Raw genomic sequence first — 20,922 nt, forward strand, 5'->3', positions numbered from 1 at the left:
GGCCTGTTCGGGTGACGCGCTCGGGTTTCGTTTGGTCGATTGTGGATGGCATGGAGAGGTTGGCGGAGTACAAGGTGTCTGTCCGGACGACGTGGGCCACCGGGGACTACGACGCGATGATGCGCGAGGAGGGGCTGTACGAGGTCGGTCAACGGTTGGTGGACGCGTTGGCGGTGCAGTCTGGTGAGGACGTGCTGGACGTGGCTTGCGGGACGGGGAATGCGGCTCTTCCGGCGGCACGGTCCGGTGCTCGGGTCACTGGGCTCGATCTGACACCGGCCATGCTGGTGAAGGCTCGCGAGCGCGGGGCGGGGCTTGGGATCGATTGGGTCGAAGGCGATGCCGAGGAGTTACCGTTCCCGGACGGGAGCTTCGATGTGGTGCTGTCGAGCTTCGGCTGCATGTTCGCGCCGCGGCACCAGGTCGTCGCGAGGGAGATGGCTCGCGTACTGCGACCGGGCGGCCGGTTGGGCGTGTGCGCGTGGACGCCGGAAGGGACGATCGGGGAGTTCTTCCGCGTGGTCGGTGGGTATCTGCCGCCCGCCCCGGAGTACGTCGATCCGCCGCTGGCCTGGGGATCCGAGGACGCGGTGCGGGCGCTGTTCGAGGGGATCGAGCTGTCGTTCAGCCGTGAGCTGGGGATGATCGGCCACCCGTCGATCGTCGAGGCGGTGGATTGCTACGCGACGCAGTTCGGGCCGGTGGTGCTTGCTCGCGACGCGCTCGGCTCTAGGTGGCCTGCGCTTCGCGATGACTTGATCGAGCTCTTCGAGCGGAACAACAGTTCTGGATCTGGTCGTTTGGTACTGCCGGCTGAGTACTTGGTGATTCGGGGTCAGCGGCGGGCCAGCAATGCGTAGGAGTTCGGGAGGCGGCCGGACCAGGCGGCGGCGTTGGTGTCGTCCTGCGGTCGCCAGAACGGTTCGGCGTACTCCTCGAGGGTTTCAAGATGCAGGCCGGCTGCGGTGATCGCGGTGACGATCTGGCCGAGGTTCCATTGCCATTCGCGGGCGCCGTTGCCGGGGAACGTGTCGTTGACGTGCGACTCGGCGAAGTAGCTACGGTCCGGCCGGATCCGCGGCTCGTCCTCGTCCCAGGTCCACAACGGCACGGCCGGGTGCGCTTCGAACATGAACAGGTGGCCGCCGGGCCGCAGTACCCGCGCGATGTCCCGCGCCCACGCGTCGAGGTCCCGCATCCAGATCAACGCGCCCTTGCCGGTGTAGACGAGATCCGCACAAGCATCACGCACAGGTACGCCGGGCACCTCGGCCACCAGGTAGTGACACGCCAAGCCCAGCTCCCGAGCCCGCCGCTGCGCCGCACCCGCAGCCACCGAGCTGTAGTCGATCCCAGTGACGTGTTGCGCGCCCGCTTTGATGAGCCCGATGTCATCCAACCCATGCCCACTCTGCAGATGCACAACAACGGGTTCTGCAGCGAGCACCGGCGCCAGCAACTCAAGCTCACGCGTCAGCAGCAGCCCATCTCCCCGCGCCTCCTCGAGCAGCTCGTCATACTCCCGAACGTGCTTGGTCGAAGCCTGCTCCCACACCACCCGATTACCAGCCACCACCTCGTCCATGCTCCAAGTCAATCTCATCCAGCAACCGCATATCGTGCAGATCCTGCGGTCTGAACTCGTACCCCTCATGCGACCGCCGCTGCGCGCTGGCCGGCATGCATCGCACCTGTTGTCCGCCGATCCAGCCGTCGACGGCGGGTGGGATGAGGTAGGTGTTTCCGTCGAAGTCGAGTTGTTCGGTGCCTCCGCCCGGCATCGGCGTACTCGGGTGTAGATCCACTCGATGCCCGTCTGCATGAGTCAGTTGCACGGTGACCTGCACGTACCGCGCGTCCGTGATGTCGTAGCCGAGCCCACCCAACACCTCCACGACGCGATCCAACTCCGGCCGAGCCACGCCGAGATCCAGATCGCCGTGCGTCCGCGTCTGCCGGCCGACCAGCGCGTCCACGCCCCACCCGCCGTCGACCCACACATCCAAGCCGGCCAAGGCATCCAGCACCTTCAGCACTCGCTCCGCTGTCATCATCGAGCCACCTCATAGCGAAGGCTCACCACGCCGTCGGATGTGGTACTGCTGAACAACAGCCGCAGCTGCGTCGGGAGTGCGCCAGGCTCCAACTCAGGGCCGTCGAACACTGTCGGCACCCCCGCACCTCCGATCGCGGCCGGGAACAGAATCAGGTGCAGCTCGTCGACCAGATCGGCCCGCAGCAATGCGCCGTTCAGCCCGCCACCGGCCTCAGACACGACGCAGGTCACCCCGAGCCGTTCGCGCATCCGCCGTAACGCGAGATCCAGATCCACGCGCTCCTCGCCGGCGACGAGGTACGGGATGTTCTTCCGCCGCAGATAAGCGAGGTACGTCGTCGGCGTCGAGCGGGACGTGATGACCAACAGGTCAATTCCCTCCCCGCCCTTCTCCGTCCACAGGACCCGCCCACGACCATCCACAACTGTGAACCACTTGCGATGCGCCGGGTTGTTCACCACGTCGTCCGGCAGGAAGTCGTCGTACGAGCTGGTTGCCTCGGGCAACTCCAGCGGGCCGCTGTCCACGGTGACGAACGTCCCGCTGCCCTCGAGGATCGCCGTCGGCGCGTAGAGGGACTCCAGTAACGCAGTACGCGCACCATCCACCGTCGTGAACCCCTCCGGCCACAACGATCGCCACAGCTGCCCGGCCTCCTCGGTCAGCAGGAGACGGTCCCGGCCGACGGTTACGCGTCCGTCGACCGAGGCCGTCACTGATACCACCACTCGCGGTCTCTCGCCCATGAACACCTTCCTATCAAGGCGTTCCGACAGTTTTCATTCGTTGTGCAGGACCTTCGCGATCGTCGTGTGGGCCGCTGACCGCGCAGGGAAATAGGCGCCGGCGGAGGAGATCAGCACCCCGGCGAGGACCAGCAGGACCAGGAGCGACCAGGGGTACACGTGCAGCATGAAGTCTGGGAGCTCGACCTGAGCCCCGTTGGCCATCGCCGGTACGACGAGGCGATGCGCGAGGATGCCCAACGGGATACCCAGCACGCCGCCGACGGCCCCCAGCGCAGCCATCGAGGTCACGACCATGACGGTGACCTGCGAAGGCGTCATGCCGATCGACTTGAGCATGCCCAGGTCACGGCGGCGTTCGCGGGTGTTGAGTATGACGGTGTTGAAGACACCGAGCGCGGCCACCGTCCCCAGCATCAGAGTCAGGAGTGTGACGGTCGCCACCGCGATCGGTACGAACGCGCCCGACTCCTGCCCCGACGTCTCCTGCAGACCCGGATCGCCCTTCTGCACGGCCTGTACGAACGCATCCAGGTCCGTCCCGGGCTTGACGTTGACCTCGTACAGCGAGGCGCGCAGGGTCGGCGCGACCAGCGCGAGCGTCTGCCAGTTCGACAGCACCTCGTCACCGGAGTTGTACATCGCCTTCCCGACGATCTGCGCCCGGACCGTCTTCCCCTGCGCCTGCAGTGTGATGGTGTCGCCGACAGCCAGACCACGCTGCCGCAGGAACCGCTCAGAGACGACCACCTGCCCCGGACCGTCGAACCAGCGCCCGTCAAGCATCCGATAGCCGAGCTGGGTGAAGTCACCGCGGTAGAAGGACACCTGCAGGTCAGTACTGGTTCCAGCCAGCCGCATCGGCACATTCGCACTCGCCGTCACCGACGTCGTGCCCGCGATTGACCGAATCAGTGCCTCGTCCGCCGCATCGCCGAGCTTGGGTGCTGGTGGCGCATCCGGATCGTTGACCGCCGGCCCGCCATCCAGCGCAGGCGCGAAGAACGAGACGTCCACGGCATTCACCCGACTCGCCGCAGTCTGGTACTCCGTCAGCGACTTCCCCAGCCCCACCGCCAGCGTCACGCTGGTCACCCCGAGCACGACGGCCGCGAGCGTCAACGCCGTACGGGCAGGCCGTGCGAACGGGAGCCCCAGCCCAAGCGACACCGACCGCGGCAATCGAGTACCGCTCAGCCAGCGCTGCACCCGCAGCCCACGTCCGGCCCGCGGCGCACTGCCCGCGCTGATCGCCTCAGCAGCCGACAGACTCCGCGCACGCAGCGAAGGCAACAGAGCAGACAGCGCGACCAGCACCGGCACGCCGATCACGACCACCACGTCCACCCAGATCGGCATAGCGATGCCATCGGCGCCATAGTTCTCGAAAGCCCTTGTCAGCAAGGACTCTGCGAGCACAGTGCCGAGTACGGTGCCGCCTGCGCACCCGATGATCGCCGGGATGGAGATCATGGTCAGGTAGACCGCCATGACCTGCGTCGGTGTGAACCCCAGTGCCTTCAGTACGCCGATGTGCTTGAACCCGGCGACCACAGCACCGCTGACCACGTTGGCCACGATCAGTACCGCTACCGCCAGCCCCAGCCAGCCGAACACCATCAAGAACGGCACGAATGTGTTCGGCTCACCGGTGGCGAGTGCTCGCAGCCCGAGGTACGACTGTGTGCCCACCAACGCGCCCGACGGCAGTCCGGACGTCACTGCGGTCTGACCAGCAGACACCTGCTCGTTGGTCGCCGCCTGGGCGAAGCGGTACAGCATCTGCGTCGCTGTCGGCTTGAGCGAAGTCATCTGCGCCGGCGTGACCCAGGCGTCCGCCGACTGACTCACGCTGTACGCGAAACCGACGATCGTCAGCGTCTGACCTGCCACGCCCATGGTCGATCCCACAGTCGGTGCTCCGCGCCCCTCGGACGCAGTGGGGTTCAGGTTGAGGACGATCTCACCAGGCTTGTCCGCCCAGCGCCCCTTCCATACGTTGAGGCGGTCGACCGGTCCGCCCGGGTCGGCGCGTCCGACCGTCACCAGTGACTGCGGTGCGCCGAACTGCCCGTTGGAACCCAGGTCCAGCGTGGCCATCGCGAACGGACCGGCGTACGCCTTGGCAGCCGACGCCGCCTTGGTCAGCTGACTGTCGCTGACCTTGCTCGGATCGTACGACGCAGCCAGGTGTGCACCGCTCTGCCGCGAGTACGCCTGGTCGAACGGACCGCTCGAAGCGGCCAGCAACCCCAGTGCGACCACGATCATCGTGGTGGACAGCAGTACGACGACACCGATCACCACGGTCTGCACACGACGTCGGCGTACCGCTGCGCGCGACACCGGCCAGACGGCGCTCACGACGTACGCTCCAGACTGCGCTCGCCAGCGATCTGTCCGTCGACGAAGTCGATGACCCGGCTGGCGCACCGCGTCGCGAGCTGCTGGTCATGCGTCACCAGCAACAGCGTCTGGCCGATCTGGTTGAGGTCCAGCAGGAGGTCCATCACCTGCTCGCCGGCACGGGTGTCCAGCGCACCAGTGGGTTCGTCGGCGAGCAGGATCGCCGGACGGTTCATCAGTGCGCGAGCCACGGCGACACGCTGGCGTTCGCCGCCACTCAGCTGCGCCGGGTAGGTGTTGCTGCGGTCACCGATGCCCAGCTCCTCGAAGAGTTCGAGTGCGCGCTTCCGTGCGTGCGGAGCCGACGTACCGGTGAGCTGTGCGGCCAGTGCGACGTTGTCGAGAGCAGACAGGTCGTCCAGCAGGTTGAAGAACTGAAAGATCATGCCGATCCGGCGGCGGCGGAACAGCGCCAGCCCCTTCTCGTTCAGCGAGCCCAGGTCGTCGCCGTGTACTACGACGGCTCCCGAGGTCGGCCGGTCCAGTCCGGCCACCATGCTGAGCAGTGTCGACTTGCCGCTGCCGGACGGTCCCATGACCGCGACTGCCTCGCCGGCGTTGATCTCCAGCGACACTCCGTCGAGTGCGACCGATTCGCCGTACTCCTTGCGTACGTCGGTGAGCCGCACGACCGTCTGTTCGTTGCCTAGGTCCTCCGTCATGCTGCTCACGCTAGGGCCGGTCCGGCGCCGGTGACGTCACCCTGCCGACGTAATCTCCGCGGGCCGTCATCCTGCAGATGTACGGCGTGCGCCGGGCGGATGATGCGCTTTGGTGAACAGCTTTGGGACAGTGGACGGTGTGATCACCCTGTGGCTGCTCGTCGCGGTACTGGCTGTGCTGGCCGGTCTGTTCGCGTTCGCGCTCGTCCGGGCGCGGCGTGCCCACACGCGGGCGCTGGAGGAACGCGGGTGGCTGCTGGAGCGCGAACGGGAGACAGCCGCCCGGAACGCAGTCGACGCGGAGCGGGCGCGGATAGCGCACGACCTGCACGACATCGTGAGTCACAACGTCAGCGTGATGGTCATCCAGACCGGTGCGGCGCGACAGGTGCTGGCAGCCGAGCCGGAGCAGGCTGAGGCGGCTCTGCTCGCTGTGGAAGCCGCAGGTCGCGACACGATGGCGGAACTGCGCCATCTGCTCGGACTGCTCGCCCCGAAGGCGTCAGGTGAGGACGACGAGGCCTTGTCGCCGCAGCCGACTCTGAGCCGTTTGAGTGAGCTGATCGACCGGATCGCCTTTGCTGGGCTGCCCGTGGAGGTGCGGGTCTCGGGCGATCCTCGACCGCTCCCGACCGGGCTCGACGTGACGGCGTACCGGATCATCCAGGAGGCGCTGACGAACGCGCTCAAGCACGGCGACGGCGTCAAGGCTGAGGTGACAGTCCGGTACGCGCCTCATGCTCTGCGGGTGGAGATCCTCAACAGCGGCCCCAGCATCCTGACCGGCGGTCGTCCGCCTGCGCTCGGCGGCGACGGACGCGGTCTGCTCGGGCTGAAGCAGCGGGTGGCTGTGTACGGCGGCGACCTGGATGCGCGCCGTCGTCTGGGCGGCGGCTTCCGGGTCCGCGCCAAGCTGCCGCTGGAGCGTCCATGACTCGAGTGGTGATCGCAGACGACCAGGCGCTGGTGCGGACCGGCTTCCAGATGATCCTCAAGGCCCGGGGCATCGAGGTCGTCGGCGAGGCAGCGGACGGGGCCGAGGCGGTTGACGCCGTACGACGCCTGCAGCCGGACGTCGTGCTGATGGACATCCGCATGCCCGTCATGGACGGCCTGGAGGCCACCCGCCGGATCCTGGTAGGCCAGACCGACTGCCGCGTACTGATCCTGACGACCTTTGACCTCGACCGCTACGTGTACGCCGCTCTCGCCGCCGGGGCCAGCGGCTTCCTGCTCAAGGACGTCACGCCCGAGCACCTGGCAGCCGCAGTACGCCTGGTCACTACTGGAGACGCCCTACTGTCTCCGTCCATCACCCGCCGCCTGGTAGAGCGCTTCGCCGTCCCAGCCGTCTCCCAACCCGCCATCCACCGCGACCTGACCAGCCTGACCCCACGCGAACTGGAGGTCCTCACCCTGATGGGCCAAGGCCTCTCCAACGCCGAACTGGCCACAGAACTGGCCCTCAGCGAGGCAACCGTCAAAACCCACGTAGCCCGCATCTTCGCCAAACTAACCCTCCGCGACCGAGCCCAAGCCGTAGTCCTCGCCTACGAAACCGGCCTCGTCTCCCCAGGCAGCCGTGACGAACAGTAGTTTCAAATTTCCTTCGGCGAGCATGTCGAGAACGCGGGGGTGGCTCCGTCCCGGGTGTGTAAGAGGCCGCGAGAGCTAGGAGAGACACAGTCATGATTCAGATGGACAACGTCGGCATTGTCGTGGAGGACATGGATGCTGCCGTCGCCTTCTTCACCGAGCTTGGGTTGGAGGTGGAGGGGAGGACGCAGGTCGAGGGGCCGTGGGCGGACAAGACCGTCGGGATCGAGGGGATCCGCTGTGAGATCGCGATGATGCGGGTGCCGGACGGGCATGGGCGGCTCGAGTTGTCGCAGTACCTGACGCCGGTGGCGAGTCCCGCCGTACCGGAGGACGCGCCGTACCACATCCTGGGTATGCATCGCGTGATGTACCGCGTCGAGAACATCGACGAGTTGCTGCCCCGCCTGCGCAAACACGGCGGCGAGCTCGTCGCCGAGGTCGTGCAGTACGGCGACAGCTACAAGCTCTGCTACGTCCGCGCCCTCGGGGGCGTCATCATCGGCCTGGCCGAACAGCTCAACTGAGACAGGGAGAATCTGATGGCTAAGTACCTGCTGCTGAAGCACTACCAGGGCGGTCCGACCCCCGTCGTGGACGCCGGGCCGATGGACAAGTGGACGCCGGAGGAGGTCAGCGCACACATCCAGTTCATGAGCGAATTCGGCGCGCGGCTGGAGGAGTCGGGCGAGTTCGTCGACATGCAGGCGTTGACGCCCGAGGGCGCGTTCGTGCGGTACGGCGGTGAGGGGCAGCCGCCCGTGACCGACGGGCCGTTCGCCGAGACCAAGGACCTGATCGCCGGGTGGTACGTCATCGACGTGGAGTCCTGGGACCGCGCCGTACAACTTGCGAGCGAGCTCTCGGCGGCCCCAGGGCCCGGTGGCAAGCCGCTGCACGAGTGGCTGGAGGTCCGGCCGTTCTGGGGCGAGCCGCCCACGGTCACCGAGTGAACGAGCAACTGCTGCGGGACCTCGTACCCGCGGTGATCGGCGTCCTCGTACGGCGCGGTGCCGCCTTCGCGCCGGCCGAGGACGCCGTACAGGACGCCCTGGTCGAGGCCGTACGCGCGTGGCCGGACGACCCGCCGCGGGACCCCAAGGGCTGGCTGGTGGCCGTTGCCTGGCGCAAGTTCCTCGACGCCACCCGCGCCGAGAACTCGCGGCGGAACCGCGAGGAGCGTGTCGAGGCCGAGCCGACGCCCGGCCCGGGCGAGACGTTCGACGACACGCTGCAGCTGTACTTCCTGTGTGCGCACCCGTCCTTGACCCCGGCATCGTCGGTCGCGCTGACGCTGCGCGCGGTCGGCGGCCTGACCACGCGGCAGATCGCGCAGGCGTACTTGGTGCCCGAGGCAACGATGGCTCAACGGATCAGCCGCGCCAAGCGGACTGTCTCGAGCGTCCGGTTCAACCAGCCCGGCGACGTCGCCACCGTCGTACGCGTGCTCTATCTGGTCTTCAACGAGGGGTACTCCGGCGACGTCGACCTCGCCGCCGAGGCAATCCGACTGACCCGGCAGTTGGCGGCCCGGACGAACCACGAGGAGGTCGCCGGCCTCCTCGCACTCATGCTGCTCCACCACGCCAGGCGCCCGGCCCGGACCCGCGCCGATGGCACCCTCGTACCGCTCGCGGAGCAGGACCGCAGCCTCTGGGACACCAAGCTGATCGCCGAGGGCGTCGACGTACTCCAGACAGCCCTCGCCCGCGACCGCCTGGGCGAGTTCCAGGCCCAGGCCGCCATCGCCGCCCTCCACGCCGACGCCCAGACGGCGGAGGAGACCGACTGGATCCAGATCGTCGAGTGGTACGACGAACTGGTCCGCCTCACCGACAGCCCGGTCGCCCGCCTCAACCGAGCCGTCGCAGTAGGCGAAGCCGACGGCCCCCAAGCCGGCCTGACCGCTCTGTCTGCCCTGGACCCCGCCCTACCCCGCTACACCGCAGCCTCGGCCTACCTGCACGAGCGGGCCGGCGACCCAGCCACCGCAGCCCGCCTGTACGCCGAAGCCGCCCGCGCAGCCCCCAACCTCCCCGAACGCACCCACCTGACCCGCCAGGCCGCCCGCCTCAACACCCAACTACGCAACTGAGGGCCGATCGCTTCCGCGACCGACCCGTCAGCTCATGTCCGTCAGTGCCGGCCGCCGTCGCTGCGGCGGCGTTGGAGGGTGAACTTCTCGAAGACCGACAGCTCGCCGGTGGGCGTGATGATGTTGTAGTAGGTGACGTAGATGCGGGTCATGTCACCGGGGTGACGGCCCGGGTCGACACTGAACTCGGCGAAGCCGTACGGATGCTCCGCGTCGCGGACGCCGACCCAGACCGCGGTCTCCTTCTCTTTGCGCGAGTTGAACTTGCCGAGGTGCTCCATCTGGACCAGGGCCGAGTGATGCCCGTGACCGTCGGCGTCGTCGGTGGTGAAGCTGTTGTTGGTGATGCCGGAGACGCCGCCACCGCCGAGGACCATGTGCGTCGTGCCGTGCGCGCTGTCGATCACGTCGAGTGCGGTCTGGCTCGGGTTCGGCGTAAGAGTGACGCTGCCGGCGACGACGCCACGCACCGCCAACGAGCGCTCGTAGTCGTGCTCGTGGCCGCAGACCACCAGGTCGACGCCGTACTTGTCGAACAGCGGTCCGTACGCCGCGCGCAGTGCGACGTCGGGGCCGTTCGCGGCGGTGGCCGAGCTGATCATCACCTGGTGCATGCAGACGACGATCCAGTCGATGTCCCTCGACGCCCGGCCTGACTTGAGCTCCCGCTCCAGCCAGGCGAGCTGCCGGCCGCCGGAGTAGCCGTTGATGTAGATGTCGCCGCCCTCCTGCAGGGCGATGTCGTCGTTCTGCAGGACTATCACCTTCACCGAGCCGACCGTGAAGGTGTACCAGAGGTTGTCGAGCTCGGGCTGGTTCTCGGTCGAGGGCAGCTCGAAGTAGGTCTGGTACGCGTCGAGACCGAGCTTGCCGTTGCCCGACTCGATCTCATGGTTACCCGCGGCCGGCATCCACGGACGGAATCGCGCCGAGCGGCTGTTGTTGGCGAGGAAGTCGTGCCAGACGCGGACGCGGTCGGGGCCGGTGTTGGCGTAGCAGAGGTCACCGTTGAGGAGGTGGAACAGCGGGCCGACCTTCTCGATGCCGGTGACGATGTCGGCAGCGGCGGGTGTGGCGTTGGGCTCGAAGTCCCGGCCCGAGGCGTCGGCCGGGTTCGCTCCGGTCTTCCACGTCACACTGGGCGAACCCTGGTCGCCGAAACTGGTGAAGGTGAACGGAGCCCTGCCGGACGGCGCCGTGTGGAAGGTGCCGGCGTCGGGGGTGGCGCCGTCGTGCTGCGCCGCGTACAGGTAGTCGGTGTCGGCCCTCAGCTTGTCCAGCTGCGCGTGATGGACCCAGACGGTCCGCCCGGAGGTGCCGTCCAAGTAGGTCTTCGTCGTCGCGTGCACCGTGGAGCCGAAGCCGCCACTCAGCGTGCCGTAGACGACGCGCGGCTTCTTGACGGCTGCGTCGGTGACCCACGAGACGACCATCTGGTGGCGCGGGTCGGCGCCGAAGGTCAGGTGCAGGCCCTGGACGGGCGTCGTGGTCGAGCCGGTGGTGAGCCCGGTGACCTCCGACTTCGCCGGGACTGCCTCGGCGTTTCCGGCGCCGAGGATCAGTGACCCGGCGGCGGCGCCGGACACAGACGCGCCGAAGACGCCGAGCGCGTTGCGGCGAGAGATTCGAGTTTGCTTGGGTGCTTCGGACATTCCGGGGCCTTTCGCGTCGTCGGGTGCAGTCGAACACCAACCGGAGAGCAGCGGTTCGAACCTGACAGCGGTCGGCGGCAGGCCAGTGGTGCGCACACAGACGGACGCTAAGAACCACGGACGACCGGCGCAGCGCGACGCGCATGAACGTCAGATGGCAGTCAGCACAACGGAAGGCAACTCCCGACGGCCGCGGGAGGCGGCCGAACGCAAAAGGCCGGACCACGGCAGTGATCCGGCCCTCTGAGATGGCGGAGGATACGAGATTCGAACTCGTGAGGGGTTGCCCCCAACACGCTTTCCAAGCGTGCGCCCTAGGCCTCTAGGCGAATCCTCCAAGCGGAGAGGATACCGAAGGGGACGGGGGAATCCGAAATCGGGGCGTGGACCTTGGAGCCGCTCGTCTAGGGTCGGCCGCATGGACGAGCTTGTACTGCGGCCGATCGCACCGGGTGACGTGGACGCGCTGCAGGAGCTGATCGAGTCCGATCCGGGATACACCGAGCGCATCACCGGCTACCCGCCAGGGCCCGCGGATGCGCAGAGTCTGCTGCTCATGCGTCCGGAGGACCTGCCGGAGGAGTCGAAGGTTGTCCTGGGTGTGTTCGCCGCGGACCAGCTGGTTGCGGTGGTTGACCTGCTCAAGGGCTTCCCGAACGACCAGACTGCGTTCATCGGTCTGTTGGAAGTCCACGCCAAGCACCAGGGGCTCGGCTACGGCAGGACGGCGTACGAACTCGTCGAGCGGTACGTCGGGACCACGCGGCCCGAGATCCGGACGCTGCGCCTCGCTGTCGTGGACACCAACGCCCAGGTCGCCACTGGGTTCTGGCTGGGGCAGGGGTTCGAGCCGACCGGCGAGGAACGTCCGTACCGCTACGACAAGCTCGAGTCGGTCGCCCGCCTCTTCGAGAAGCCGCTACCCGAGCAGAGTGGGAGCTAGCGCCCGCCACTGCTCGATCGGCTGGGGACCGGTCTCACCGGTGATCACGTTGACCGCGACGTGGTCGGCGCCGGCCTCCAGGTGTTCGGTCAGCTTGGCCTTGATGTCGGCCGGACTGCCCCACGCCGCCAACGCATCGATCATGTGGTCGGGCAGCTCAGCCTGGTCGCTCTCACCGAACCCCTGCCGCTTCAACGACGCGATGTACCCCGGGATACGCGTGAAGAAGCCGATCGTGTCCCGCGCGATCGCCCGCGCCCGGTCCGCGTCCGTCTCGAGCACGGCGAGGTGGCTGACAGCCAGGAGCTTGTCCGGACCCAGGACCTTCCGCGCCTCGGCGGAGTACGCCGCACTGGTCAGGAACGGGTACGCGCCGGCAGTCCGCTCGCCGGCCAGCTTCAGCATCTTCGGACCGAGCGCAGCGAGCACCTGACGCTCCACAGGTACGTCCAGCTCGTCCAGATACGCGTTCAGCGTGGCGATCGGCTTGGGACCGTGCGCTCCACCAAGACCAACTGTGAACCGTCTCGGCGCGGTCGCTTCCAGCGCGGTGTACGTCGCAGCCACGTCCGCCGCGGAGTACTTCGACACCGCCAGGATCCCGCTGATGAACTTGATCGCCGTCGTCGCTCCGACCAGGTCCACGATCGTCTGCAGCCCGGGCAGCGGGCCGCCGGACAGCCAGATCGCCGGGTACCCGAGGTCCTCCGCCGCCCGTGCTGCGGCGATCGACTCAGCACTGCTGTCAAGCCCGGTCGTGATCCCGAAGGGGCCGAATTGATGATCCGTCACTCATCCAGGGTGAGCCCGGATCGGGTCAGGCGGCCAGGCTGTTCGCTCAGAGCGTGTGCGGTGGAGTCCGATTCCCGGTTGGCGCGAGGGATCCCGTACACTCATGGCTGGTTCCCCGCGTGGCGGTATCTCGCCCAAACCCCCCAGGGCCGGAAGGCAGCAAGGGTAAGTGAGCTCTTCCGGGTGCGCGGGGAATCCTTATGTCCGGGGCCTGGCGTCGTGAGGAGTCCGATGAATCCCGAGAGCCGATACCTGCAGGAACTGATCATCGCCGAGCTCGGCGTGCCCACGACGTTCGACGTGGACAGCGAGATCGAGCAGCGGGTCGAGTTCCTGGCCGACCGGCTCCGGAAGACAGGCGCGGCAGGCTACGTGCTCGCCATCAGCGGCGGGGTCGACTCCGCGGTCGGGGGCCGACTCGCGCAGCTCGCGGTGGAGCGGATCAGGTCCGAGGGCGGTCAGGCGACGTTCGTCGCGATGCGGCTGCCGTACGGCGTGCAGGCCGACGAGGCGGACGCGCAGCGCGCACTGCAGTTCATCAAGCCGGACGAGACGCTGGACGTGAACATCAAGCCGGCCACCGACGCCATGGTCGAGTCGGTCCGGCACGCCGGGCTGGGCGACCGCGAGGACTTCCACGTGGGCAACATCAAGGCCCGCCAGCGCATGGTCGCGCAGTACGTCGTGGCCGGTGCTCGCGGCGCGCTGGTCATCGGCACGGACCACGCGGCGGAGGCGGTGATGGGCTTCTTCACCAAGTACGGCGATGGCGCCTGCGACCTGACACCGCTGTCCGGTCTGAACAAGCGTCGCGTCCGCGCCGTCGGCGAGCGGCTCGGCGCCGACCCGGAGACCACCGGCAAGGTGCCGACGGCCGACCTGGAGACCAACAACCCCGGCGTACCCGACGAGGCCGTGCTGGGCGTCACGTACGACGAGATCGACGACTTCCTCGAGGGCCTCGACGTGGACGAGAAGGCCGCAAGCACGATCATCGCCACCCACCACCGGACCGCCCACAAGCGCGCAGTGCCCCTCGCCTTCAGCTGACGTGGGCCAGAGCGTCAGGCGGCGTGGCTGAACTGGCGGACGCGGTTGGCGAGGCGGGCCAGGCGGATGGTGGCGATGTTGCGGTACGCCGGGCGTAGGACGGTCGCCAGCGGACCGGACTGCTCGAACGTGTGGGTGACCTGGCTGTCCGGACCGATGGTCCACGTCCCGACCTCGCGGAACCCGGGCACCTGCCAGCTGATCTCGATCCGGTCGGGCTCGACCACTGTGTACTGCAGCTCACCGGCGAAGCCCGGCCGGACCCGCAACGCGTAGCTGCTGCCGAGGTCGGCCTCGTCCGGGCCGTCGATGGCAAGGAACGCCTCGTTCCACTCCGGGAGCGCGAGCGCGTCGAGCAGGACGTGGCGGATCGCCGCGGGGCCGGCGTGGATGATTTCGGTGGCCTGTTCCATGACTAGTTCTCCTGAGTGGCGAGTTCGGGATCCCGGCGCCGGGCCAGGGCTGCGCCGGCCGGGAAGGCGTCGGCGAGCGTGCGGAGCGTGGTGATGGTCTCGTCGAGCGCCTGGCCGGCGACGAGGTCGTGCATGGTGCGGTGCAGCCGGTTTTCCGCGGTGACGATGCGGCGGTGCAGGGCGCGGCCCTGCGTGGTCAGGCTGAGCGTGAGGTAGCGCCGGTCGACCTTGTCGATGCCGCGTTTGACCAGTCCTTGGGCGACGAGGCGATCGACGAGCCGGCTCGGGCTGTTGCCGGTCTCGCAGACCAGCAGGCCGCCGAGCGCATTCAGAGTGAGCGGGCCGTGGTCGCGCAGGACGCGCAGAACCTCTGCCTGGGAAGGCGTTATGCCCAGCGGGCGCAGCTCGGCGGCGAGCAGCCGGTTGCCCTCGCGCTGGATCGCCAGCACGAGATAGCGAAGCTCCTCGACAACCCTCATGACCGATATGTTACACGACACGTGTGTCATGACATCTATTTGGCGCGAGTGTTCCGATCGGTGAGAATCTGTTGCCTGAGGCGACGGGTTCCGGAAGAGTGCCGGAGAAAGTCCGGTTGAGGTCATGGCCAAGGCGACATCGCGGCTGGCACAGTGTCTGCATGAAGGGTCTGATGCAGAACTACCAACTGTCCCTGGACACGATCTTCCGCCGGGCCGAGCAGTTCTACCCGGACAAGACCGTCTACACCGGCGGTCCGGCGCCGACCAAGCTGACGTACGCCGAGTGGGCGGAGCGGACCAGACGTCTGGGTGGCGTGCTCGACACGCTCGGGGTCACCTCCGACGGCCGCGTCGGGACATTCGCGTGGAACTCAGGACGTCACCTCGAGTTGTACTTCGCCGCGCCGTGCACCGGCCGGGTGCTGCACACGCTGAACATCAGACTCTTCCCGGACCAGATCGTCTACATCGCGAATCACGCCGAGGACGAGGTCGTGTTCGTCGACCGCTCGCTGCTGGGGGTGTTCCTGCCGCTGCTCGAGCGGCTCCCGCAGATCCAGCACGTGGTCGTGATGGACGACCTGCCGCCTGGGGCGCCGGGTGCGGAGGTCCCGGACGACTCACGGTTCCACGACTACGAGGAGCTCCTGGCCGCGGCCCAGCCGGTTGAGTTCCACGTCGAAGACGAGAACCAGGCCGCCGCGATGTGCTACACGAGTGGTACGACGGGGCATCCGAAGGGTGTCGTCTATTCGCATCGGTCGACCTGGCTGCACTCGATCGGCGTACTGACGAATGCCGGGATCGGGCTGACCGAGACCGACACGGTCATGCCGGTCGTGCCGATGTTCCATGCGAACGCTTGGGGTCTGGCGCACGCGGCGCCGATGGCCGGCGCCTCGCTGGTGTTCCCGGGGCCGGATATGACTCCGGCCGGGATCCTCAAGCTGCTCCAGGAGCAGGAGGTCACGCTGTCGGCCGGGGTGCCGACGATCTGGCAGGGGCTGTTGCCGTTGCTCGACGGCGTCGAGTTGCCGAAGCTCCGGCGGATCCCCTGTGGCGGTTCGGCCGTGCCCTTAGCGCTGTCGGAGGCGTTCCGGCTGAAGCTCGGCCGGCCGATCCTGCAGGCGTGGGGCATGACCGAGACGAGTCCGGTCGCGACCGCCTCTCATGTTCCCTCGCGGAATGCGGATCTTCCTGAGGAAGAGCAGGCACATCTCCGCGCCCGGGCCGGTCTGCCGCTGCCTGGTGTCGAGGTGCGCATCGTCGAGCCCGGTTCGATCGAGGCGCTGCCGTGGGACGACGAGGCCACCGGTGAGCTGCAGGTCCGTGGCCCGTGGATCGCGGCGGAGTATTACCGTCCCGACGACGGTGTCCAGCTGAACACCGAGGACGGCTGGATGAAGACGGGCGACGTCGCCGCGATCGACCAGTACGGTTCGGTCCGGATCGTCGACCGGACGAAGGACCTGGTGAAGTCCGGTGGCGAGTGGATCAGCTCCGTGGAGCTGGAGAACCTGCTGATGGCCCACCCCGCAGTACGAGAAGCGGCGGTCATCGGCGTGCCGCACCCGAAGTGGGTCGAGCGGCCGCTGGCGTGCATCGTCCTGCAGGAGGGTGCGACCGCGACCGGCGAGGACATTCTCGAGTACCTGCGCCCGCTGGTCGCGAGTTGGTGGGTCCCGGATGCGGTCGAGTTCATCGACGAGGTTCCGAAGACATCGGTCGGCAAGTTCTCCAAGAAGGATCTGCGCACCCGCTTCGCCAACTACCACCTGGAGTGAGGTGCGTGCCTCCGGCAACCATCAGGAGAAGTCGACCCGGAAGTGGTTCCGGAGGTGGGTGAGGGTTGCGTCGACGAACTCGGTCGGCCAGGGGTTGTCGGTCAGCTTGGCCAGTGCGGTGCCGCGGGTGATGAACTCGCGGCAGATGTACTGGTTGGCCGCGATGATGTCGGCGGGCTCGGTGCCGGCGGCCGGAACGGCTTCCAGGGTGGCGCGTTGCTCGTCGGAGAGGAGGGCGTTGAGGCGCTTGGCTCCGGTGGTCCGGCGTACGCCGCGTTCGGCCAGCATGAGCGCGACGAGTTGATCGCGGACGACACCGACGCCCTGGTTGCCGACGATCCGCTCGTCACGACCGAGGACCGTCACCAGGTTCCCGAGGAAGTAGAAGAAGAGGTTGACGTTGGTCGCCGGCCAGTACGGTTCTCCGGGCCGGCCGCCCTTCGCAGCGATATCGCCGTCCGAGAACAGCGTCCCGTCCCGGTCGAACAGGACCCGCACCCCGTCGTACTGCTCCCGCTCGAACGAAGCCATCGGGTGCACGAACAGATCCACGTGCAACCAGTCCGGCGTGATCCCCAGCCCACCGATGAGCCCGGGAACCCTATCCGTCATCACGGTCGGCCCGGTCAGCTCCCGCAGTACGTCGTCCCAGTGCTCGCCGAACCACTCCAGGCTGTCGTCCGTGACCACGAGATGTACGTCGACATCGCTGAACCGGTCGGCCGCGCCGGTCGCGTAGCTCCCGATGAGGTAGACCCCGAGCACCCGCTCGTCCTGCGGCAGGACCTCGGCCGCTCGCGCGATCACTGCCTGCTGCCGCTCGTCCCCAGTCATCGCTCCACGCTAGATCGTGGCTGGCGTTTCCCGGGATCAGGGGCCTACGGTCGAGGGGTGACGACTCGGCAGGCCGTTCTCACGCGGTTGATCGAGTCGATCGTCGGCATTTCTTCGGATCGTCCCGTGCGGGTCGCGGTGGACGGGCCGGATGCGGCCGGGAAGACGACGTTGGCCGACGAGCTGGCGGCCGCGTTGTCCGGCATCCGTCCGGCGATCAGGGCGAGGGTTGACGACTACATCCGCCCCGCGGATGAGCGACCGCAGTCGCCGGGCGTCCCCGCGGCGGGCTACTTCGACGACAATTTCGACTTGGCTGCGCTGGTCGCTGGGTACCTGATTCCGCTGGGGCCGGGCGGCGATCGCAGCTATCGGGCCGCGGACGGCTCGACAGGGCTCGCGCCGTACGACGCGGTGCTGCTCGTCGATGGCGTGTTTCTGCTCCAGGACCGACTACGCGCGTACTGGGATGTCGCTGTCTACCTGCACATCGGCGAGGACGAGATGCTGCGGCGAGGTGTGCTTCGTGATCGGGACAGCTACGGCGGGGAGGACGCCGCGCGGGGGATGTTCGAGACGCAGTTCATCCCGGGCTGGCGTGCGTACCAGGCTCAGCATGATCCGGCCGCGGCGGCCACCGTCGTGATCGACCACGCGGACCCGTTCCACCCGGTCATCCGGCCCGGCAGCGCGGGCGAAGGAAATGTCGGGCGGCAGCGCTAGGGTTGCGGGCGTGGAAGCACCCCTTGCGCTGTACCGCCGGTATCGCCCGGAGACGTTCGCGGAGGTGATCGGGCAGGAACATGTCACGGCGCCGTTGCGGAACGCGTTGAGCAACAACCGGGTCAATCACGCCTACCTGTTCTCCGGACCGCGAGGGTGTGGAAAGACCACAAGTGCGCGGATCCTCGCCCGCGCGATCAACTGTGAGAAGGGCCCGATCGCCGAGCCGTGCGGGGTGTGCAAGTCGTGCACCGACCTGGCGCGTGGCGGTCCCGGCAGCATCGACGTGATCGAGATCGACGCGGCGTCGCACGGTGGTGTGGACGACGCCCGCGATCTGCGCGAGCGTGCGTTCTTCGCCCCGGTCGAGAGCCGCTACAAGATCTACATCATCGACGAGGCGCACATGGTGACCACGCAGGGCTTCAACGCCCTGCTGAAGCTGGTCGAGGAGCCGCCGCCGCACCTCAAGTTCATCTTCGCCACCACCGAGCCCGACAAGGTCATCGGGACGATCCGGTCGCGTACCCATCACTACCCGTTCCGCCTGGTGCCGCCGAAGGTGTTGGCTGATTACATGGCCAAGCTGTGTGAGGCGGAGGGCGTCGCGATCGAGTCGGCTGCGCTGCCTCTGGTCGTGCGGGCCGGCGCGGGTTCGGTGCGTGACTCGCTGAGCGTGCTGGACCAGCTCATCGGTGGGGCTGGGCCGGAAGGGGTGACGTACCAGCTGGCGGTGGCGCTGCTCGGGTTCACTCCCGACTCGTTGCTCGATGCGTGTGTTGATGGATTCGCGGCGCATGACAGCGCTGCCGTGTTCGAGACGATCGAGAAGGTCATCGAGACTGGCCAGGACCCGAAGCGGTTCGCGGAGGACCTGCTGCGGCGGTTGCGGGATCTGGTCGTGCTGTCCGCCGTCCCGAATGCGGTTGCGTCGGGTCTGATCGAGGCTGCCGAGGACCAGGGTGAGCGGCTGCAGACGCAGGCCGCTGGCATCGGTCCGGCGGAGCTGACGCGGGCCGCGGACATCGTCGCTGCGGGTCTGCTGGAGATGCGCGGCGCGACGGCGCCCCGCCTTCAACTCGAGCTGATCTGCGCCAAGGTCCTCCTGCCCGGCGCCGACGACTCCACCAACGGCATCCAAGCTCGCCTCGACCGCATGGAACGCCGCCTGGCCATCGGTGCGCCTGCCGGTACGCCGGACGCCGCGCAGTCAGCCGCCGCTGGTACTGCGCCTGCGGGGCAGCCGGCCGGATCCGGCACCGTGAACGCGGGACAGCGACCCGCGTCCGGTGCTGCGAACGCGGGACAGCGACCCGCGTCCGGTGCTGCGAACGCGGGCGAGCCGCCCGGAGCTGGCGCGGGTACTCCGGGCGCTGCCGCGCCGGGTGGTGCCTCGGACGACTTCGGCGTACCCGGAGGGGACGCGGCGACAAGCAGGGCGGCAGCACGCGCTGCTGCAACCGCGGGTGGCTCCCGGACCGCCGCCGCCGATGGCGCGTCGGACGCTGGTCCTGCCGGAGCATCGGCTGCTGGAGCTGGTGCACCTGGTGGAGCAGGAGTCGCGGCTGGTGGGGCAGATGCAGCTGGCGCCGGTGCCGGATCTGGAGGGGCGGCCGGAGCTGGCGCGGGTGCCGGAGCTGCTGGGGCCGGTGGAGCTGGTGGGGGCGCTGGAGCTGGTGGTGCCGCTGGAGTCGGCGCGGGTGGCGGAGCTGGCGGAGCTGGCTCGGGTGCCGGAGGTGCTGGGGCTGGTGGAGTTGGTGCGGGGGCAGGTGGTGGGTCTGCTTCGGCGGGTGCGCGGCAGGCCGGTGCCTCGACCGGAGCCCCGAGTAGCTCTTCGGCTGGTGGTGGGCGTACGGGGGCTTGGGGTGATGGGGTTGAGTCTTCGGTTGGCGGTGAAGTTCCCGCTGAGGTAGCTGCTGGGGGTGCTGGTTCCGGCGGGGGTGGGGCTGCGGCTGCGGCTGGTGGGGGTGCAGGTGGGGCGGTTGGGCTGGCTGACATTCGGCGGTTGTGGCCTGAGGTTTTGGAGGCTGTGAAGAGCAAGCGGCGGTTTGCTTGGATCATGCTGAGCCAGAACGCGCAGGTCATCGCGATCGACGATCAGACGTTGACGCTCGGGCTGGTGAACGCGGGGGCTCGGGAGAGCTTCGCGCGTTCGGGCAGTGACGAGATCCTGCGGCAGGCGATGAACGACACCATCGGCGTCGACCGCCGAGTCGAAGCCGTCGTCGACCCCTCCACGGACCCAGGCGCCGGCGGTTCGGGCGCCGGTGGTCCCGGTGGTCGACCGGGTGGTGGCCCCAGTGGCAGCACGCCAGCTGGCTCCGGCGGCGGTGCCCAGGGTGGACCCGGCGGCGGTGTCCAGGGTGGACCTGGCGGAGTCGGCCAGAGCGGGCCGAGTGGTGTTGCGCAGGGCGGACCCGGCGGCGGTGTCCAGGGCGGACCCGGCGGGGTCGGCCAGAGCGGGCTAGGTGGTGCTGCGCAAGGCGGAGCCGGGGACCACGATGCACCCGGAGGTCACGGTGGTGGTGCTCCGGGTGATGCCGGTGGTGGTTACGCAGGCGAGTCTGGTGTGGGCGCGCCGGGAGGCCATGGTGGAGATGTGGCGGGCGGACGCGGGCGGGGTGCTTCTGGGATGGGCAGCTCTGGAGCGGGTGGCTCACACGAAGGCGGTCTAGGTGCGGGTGCAG

At 68.2% G+C, this 20,922-nt stretch carries 20 protein-coding genes, 1 tRNA gene, 1 other RNA gene and 1 pseudogene; 12 read left to right on the plus strand and 11 right to left on the minus strand.

Going from position 1 to position 20,922, the window contains the following annotated elements; all coding sequences use genetic code 11:
* Nucleotides 1-50 precede the first annotated feature (50 nt).
* Nucleotides 51-860 carry a class I SAM-dependent methyltransferase gene (locus ACFWUU_RS30210; RefSeq protein WP_380180437.1) on the plus strand — a complete coding sequence of 270 codons (810 nt, stop codon included), beginning with the start codon at nucleotides 51-53 and terminating at the stop codon, nucleotides 858-860.
* On the opposite strand, the gene ACFWUU_RS30215 is transcribed toward ACFWUU_RS30210, so the two are convergent.
* The 5 genes from ACFWUU_RS30215 to ACFWUU_RS30235 are packed head-to-tail and all read right to left on the minus strand — an operon-like array spanning nucleotide 836 to nucleotide 5,871.
* Nucleotides 836-1,585 carry a class I SAM-dependent methyltransferase gene (locus ACFWUU_RS30215; protein WP_380180439.1) on the minus strand — a complete coding sequence of 250 codons (750 nt, stop codon included), beginning with the start codon at nucleotides 1,583-1,585 and terminating at the stop codon, nucleotides 836-838. The genes ACFWUU_RS30210 and ACFWUU_RS30215 overlap by 25 nt on opposite strands.
* The gene (locus tag ACFWUU_RS30220) at nucleotides 1,563-2,054 is read right to left on the minus strand and encodes a nucleotidyltransferase domain-containing protein (RefSeq protein WP_380180441.1); all 492 of its coding nucleotides are present in this window, start codon (nucleotides 2,052-2,054) and stop codon (nucleotides 1,563-1,565) included. The genes ACFWUU_RS30215 and ACFWUU_RS30220 overlap by 23 nt, the downstream gene beginning before the upstream one ends.
* Nucleotides 2,051-2,803, minus strand: coding sequence for a RibD family protein (locus ACFWUU_RS30225; protein WP_380180443.1), 753 nt, complete (start codon nucleotides 2,801-2,803; stop codon nucleotides 2,051-2,053). The genes ACFWUU_RS30220 and ACFWUU_RS30225 overlap by 4 nt, the downstream gene beginning before the upstream one ends.
* Before the next feature lie 33 nt (nucleotides 2,804-2,836).
* A complete protein-coding gene (locus tag ACFWUU_RS30230; protein WP_380180445.1) occupies nucleotides 2,837-5,167 on the minus strand; it encodes an FtsX-like permease family protein in 2,331 nt (776 codons plus the stop codon).
* On the minus strand, nucleotides 5,164-5,871 hold the full coding sequence (locus ACFWUU_RS30235) for an ABC transporter ATP-binding protein (RefSeq protein ID WP_380180466.1): 708 nt from the start codon (nucleotides 5,869-5,871) through the stop codon (nucleotides 5,164-5,166). The genes ACFWUU_RS30230 and ACFWUU_RS30235 overlap by 4 nt, the downstream gene beginning before the upstream one ends.
* 139 nt (nucleotides 5,872-6,010) lie before the next feature.
* On the opposite strand from ACFWUU_RS30235, the gene ACFWUU_RS30240 reads away from it, so the two are divergent.
* The 5 genes from ACFWUU_RS30240 (at nucleotide 6,011) to ACFWUU_RS30260 (ending at nucleotide 9,562) form a co-directional block, all read left to right on the plus strand.
* Entirely contained in the window at nucleotides 6,011-6,805 is a 795-nt protein-coding gene (locus ACFWUU_RS30240) for a sensor histidine kinase (protein ID WP_380180468.1), read from the plus strand.
* Nucleotides 6,802-7,467: a response regulator gene (locus ACFWUU_RS30245; protein ID WP_380180479.1), complete on the plus strand. Its 666-nt coding sequence runs from the start codon at nucleotides 6,802-6,804 to the stop codon at nucleotides 7,465-7,467. Before ACFWUU_RS30240 ends, ACFWUU_RS30245 begins: the two co-directional genes overlap by 4 nt.
* Before the next feature lie 92 nt (nucleotides 7,468-7,559).
* Nucleotides 7,560-7,994 (plus strand): VOC family protein, encoded by a 435-nt coding sequence (locus tag ACFWUU_RS30250; protein WP_380180481.1) that lies wholly within the window; start codon nucleotides 7,560-7,562, stop codon nucleotides 7,992-7,994.
* A 15-nt stretch (nucleotides 7,995-8,009) separates the two neighbouring features.
* A complete protein-coding gene (locus ACFWUU_RS30255) occupies nucleotides 8,010-8,420 on the plus strand; it encodes a YciI family protein (protein ID WP_380180489.1) in 411 nt (136 codons plus the stop codon).
* A complete protein-coding gene (locus tag ACFWUU_RS30260) occupies nucleotides 8,417-9,562 on the plus strand; it encodes an RNA polymerase sigma factor (RefSeq protein ID WP_380180491.1) in 1,146 nt (381 codons plus the stop codon). Before ACFWUU_RS30255 ends, ACFWUU_RS30260 begins: the two co-directional genes overlap by 4 nt.
* 41 nt (nucleotides 9,563-9,603) lie before the next feature.
* Here ACFWUU_RS30260 and ACFWUU_RS30265 read toward each other — a convergent pair whose 3' ends face one another.
* Together ACFWUU_RS30265 and ACFWUU_RS30270 are read right to left on the minus strand one after the other, a co-directional pair.
* Nucleotides 9,604-11,214, minus strand: coding sequence for a purple acid phosphatase family protein (locus ACFWUU_RS30265; protein WP_380180493.1), 1,611 nt, complete (start codon nucleotides 11,212-11,214; stop codon nucleotides 9,604-9,606).
* A gap of 249 nt (nucleotides 11,215-11,463) precedes the next feature.
* Nucleotides 11,464-11,551 (minus strand) — tRNA-Ser (locus ACFWUU_RS30270).
* Between the two features lie 81 nt (nucleotides 11,552-11,632).
* Between ACFWUU_RS30270 and ACFWUU_RS30275 the strand changes: the two genes are divergently transcribed.
* The gene (locus ACFWUU_RS30275; protein ID WP_380180495.1) at nucleotides 11,633-12,157 is read left to right on the plus strand and encodes a GNAT family N-acetyltransferase; all 525 of its coding nucleotides are present in this window, start codon (nucleotides 11,633-11,635) and stop codon (nucleotides 12,155-12,157) included.
* On the opposite strand, the gene ACFWUU_RS30280 is transcribed toward ACFWUU_RS30275, so the two are convergent.
* On the minus strand, nucleotides 12,134-12,949 hold the full coding sequence (locus ACFWUU_RS30280) for a TIGR03620 family F420-dependent LLM class oxidoreductase (protein ID WP_380180497.1): 816 nt from the start codon (nucleotides 12,947-12,949) through the stop codon (nucleotides 12,134-12,136). The genes ACFWUU_RS30275 and ACFWUU_RS30280 overlap by 24 nt on opposite strands.
* A 106-nt stretch (nucleotides 12,950-13,055) precedes the next feature.
* Here ACFWUU_RS30280 and ffs point away from each other — a divergent pair.
* Together ffs and nadE are read left to right on the plus strand one after the other, a co-directional pair.
* Nucleotides 13,056-13,152, plus strand: an RNA gene (gene ffs / locus ACFWUU_RS30285) — signal recognition particle sRNA small type.
* A 28-nt stretch (nucleotides 13,153-13,180) separates the two neighbouring features.
* Nucleotides 13,181-13,999: an ammonia-dependent NAD(+) synthetase gene (nadE, locus tag ACFWUU_RS30290; RefSeq protein ID WP_380180500.1), complete on the plus strand. Its 819-nt coding sequence runs from the start codon at nucleotides 13,181-13,183 to the stop codon at nucleotides 13,997-13,999.
* Between the two features lie 14 nt (nucleotides 14,000-14,013).
* Here the strand turns inward: nadE and ACFWUU_RS30295 are convergent, their stop codons facing one another.
* Both ACFWUU_RS30295 and ACFWUU_RS30300 read right to left on the minus strand, forming a co-directional pair.
* On the minus strand, nucleotides 14,014-14,412 hold the full coding sequence (locus ACFWUU_RS30295; protein ID WP_380180504.1) for an SRPBCC family protein: 399 nt from the start codon (nucleotides 14,410-14,412) through the stop codon (nucleotides 14,014-14,016).
* 2 nt (nucleotides 14,413-14,414) lie between these two features.
* On the minus strand, nucleotides 14,415-14,891 hold the full coding sequence (locus ACFWUU_RS30300; RefSeq protein ID WP_380180508.1) for a MarR family winged helix-turn-helix transcriptional regulator: 477 nt from the start codon (nucleotides 14,889-14,891) through the stop codon (nucleotides 14,415-14,417).
* Between the two features lie 161 nt (nucleotides 14,892-15,052).
* Between ACFWUU_RS30300 and ACFWUU_RS30305 the strand changes: the two genes are divergently transcribed.
* Nucleotides 15,053-16,678 carry a long-chain fatty acid--CoA ligase gene (locus tag ACFWUU_RS30305; protein ID WP_380180535.1) on the plus strand — a complete coding sequence of 542 codons (1,626 nt, stop codon included), beginning with the start codon at nucleotides 15,053-15,055 and terminating at the stop codon, nucleotides 16,676-16,678.
* Between the two features lie 21 nt (nucleotides 16,679-16,699).
* Here ACFWUU_RS30305 and ACFWUU_RS30310 read toward each other — a convergent pair whose 3' ends face one another.
* Complete coding sequence (locus tag ACFWUU_RS30310; protein WP_380180539.1) at nucleotides 16,700-17,512, minus strand: nucleotidyltransferase domain-containing protein; 813 nt, start codon at nucleotides 17,510-17,512, stop codon at nucleotides 16,700-16,702.
* A gap of 57 nt (nucleotides 17,513-17,569) precedes the next feature.
* Between ACFWUU_RS30310 and ACFWUU_RS30315 the strand changes: the two genes are divergently transcribed.
* Both ACFWUU_RS30315 and ACFWUU_RS30320 read left to right on the plus strand, forming a co-directional pair.
* The gene (locus ACFWUU_RS30315; protein ID WP_380180541.1) at nucleotides 17,570-18,235 is read left to right on the plus strand and encodes a hypothetical protein; all 666 of its coding nucleotides are present in this window, start codon (nucleotides 17,570-17,572) and stop codon (nucleotides 18,233-18,235) included.
* Nucleotides 18,216-19,790: pseudogene (locus ACFWUU_RS30320) on the plus strand (DNA polymerase III subunit gamma and tau); the annotation flags it as partial. The gene ACFWUU_RS30315 and the pseudogene ACFWUU_RS30320, both read left to right, overlap by 20 nt.
* Between the last annotated feature and the right edge of the window lie 1,132 nt (nucleotides 19,791-20,922).

The organism is Kribbella sp. NPDC058693, from assembly GCF_042715335.1.
Lineage (GTDB): Bacteria > Actinomycetota > Actinomycetes > Propionibacteriales > Kribbellaceae > Kribbella > Kribbella jiaozuonensis.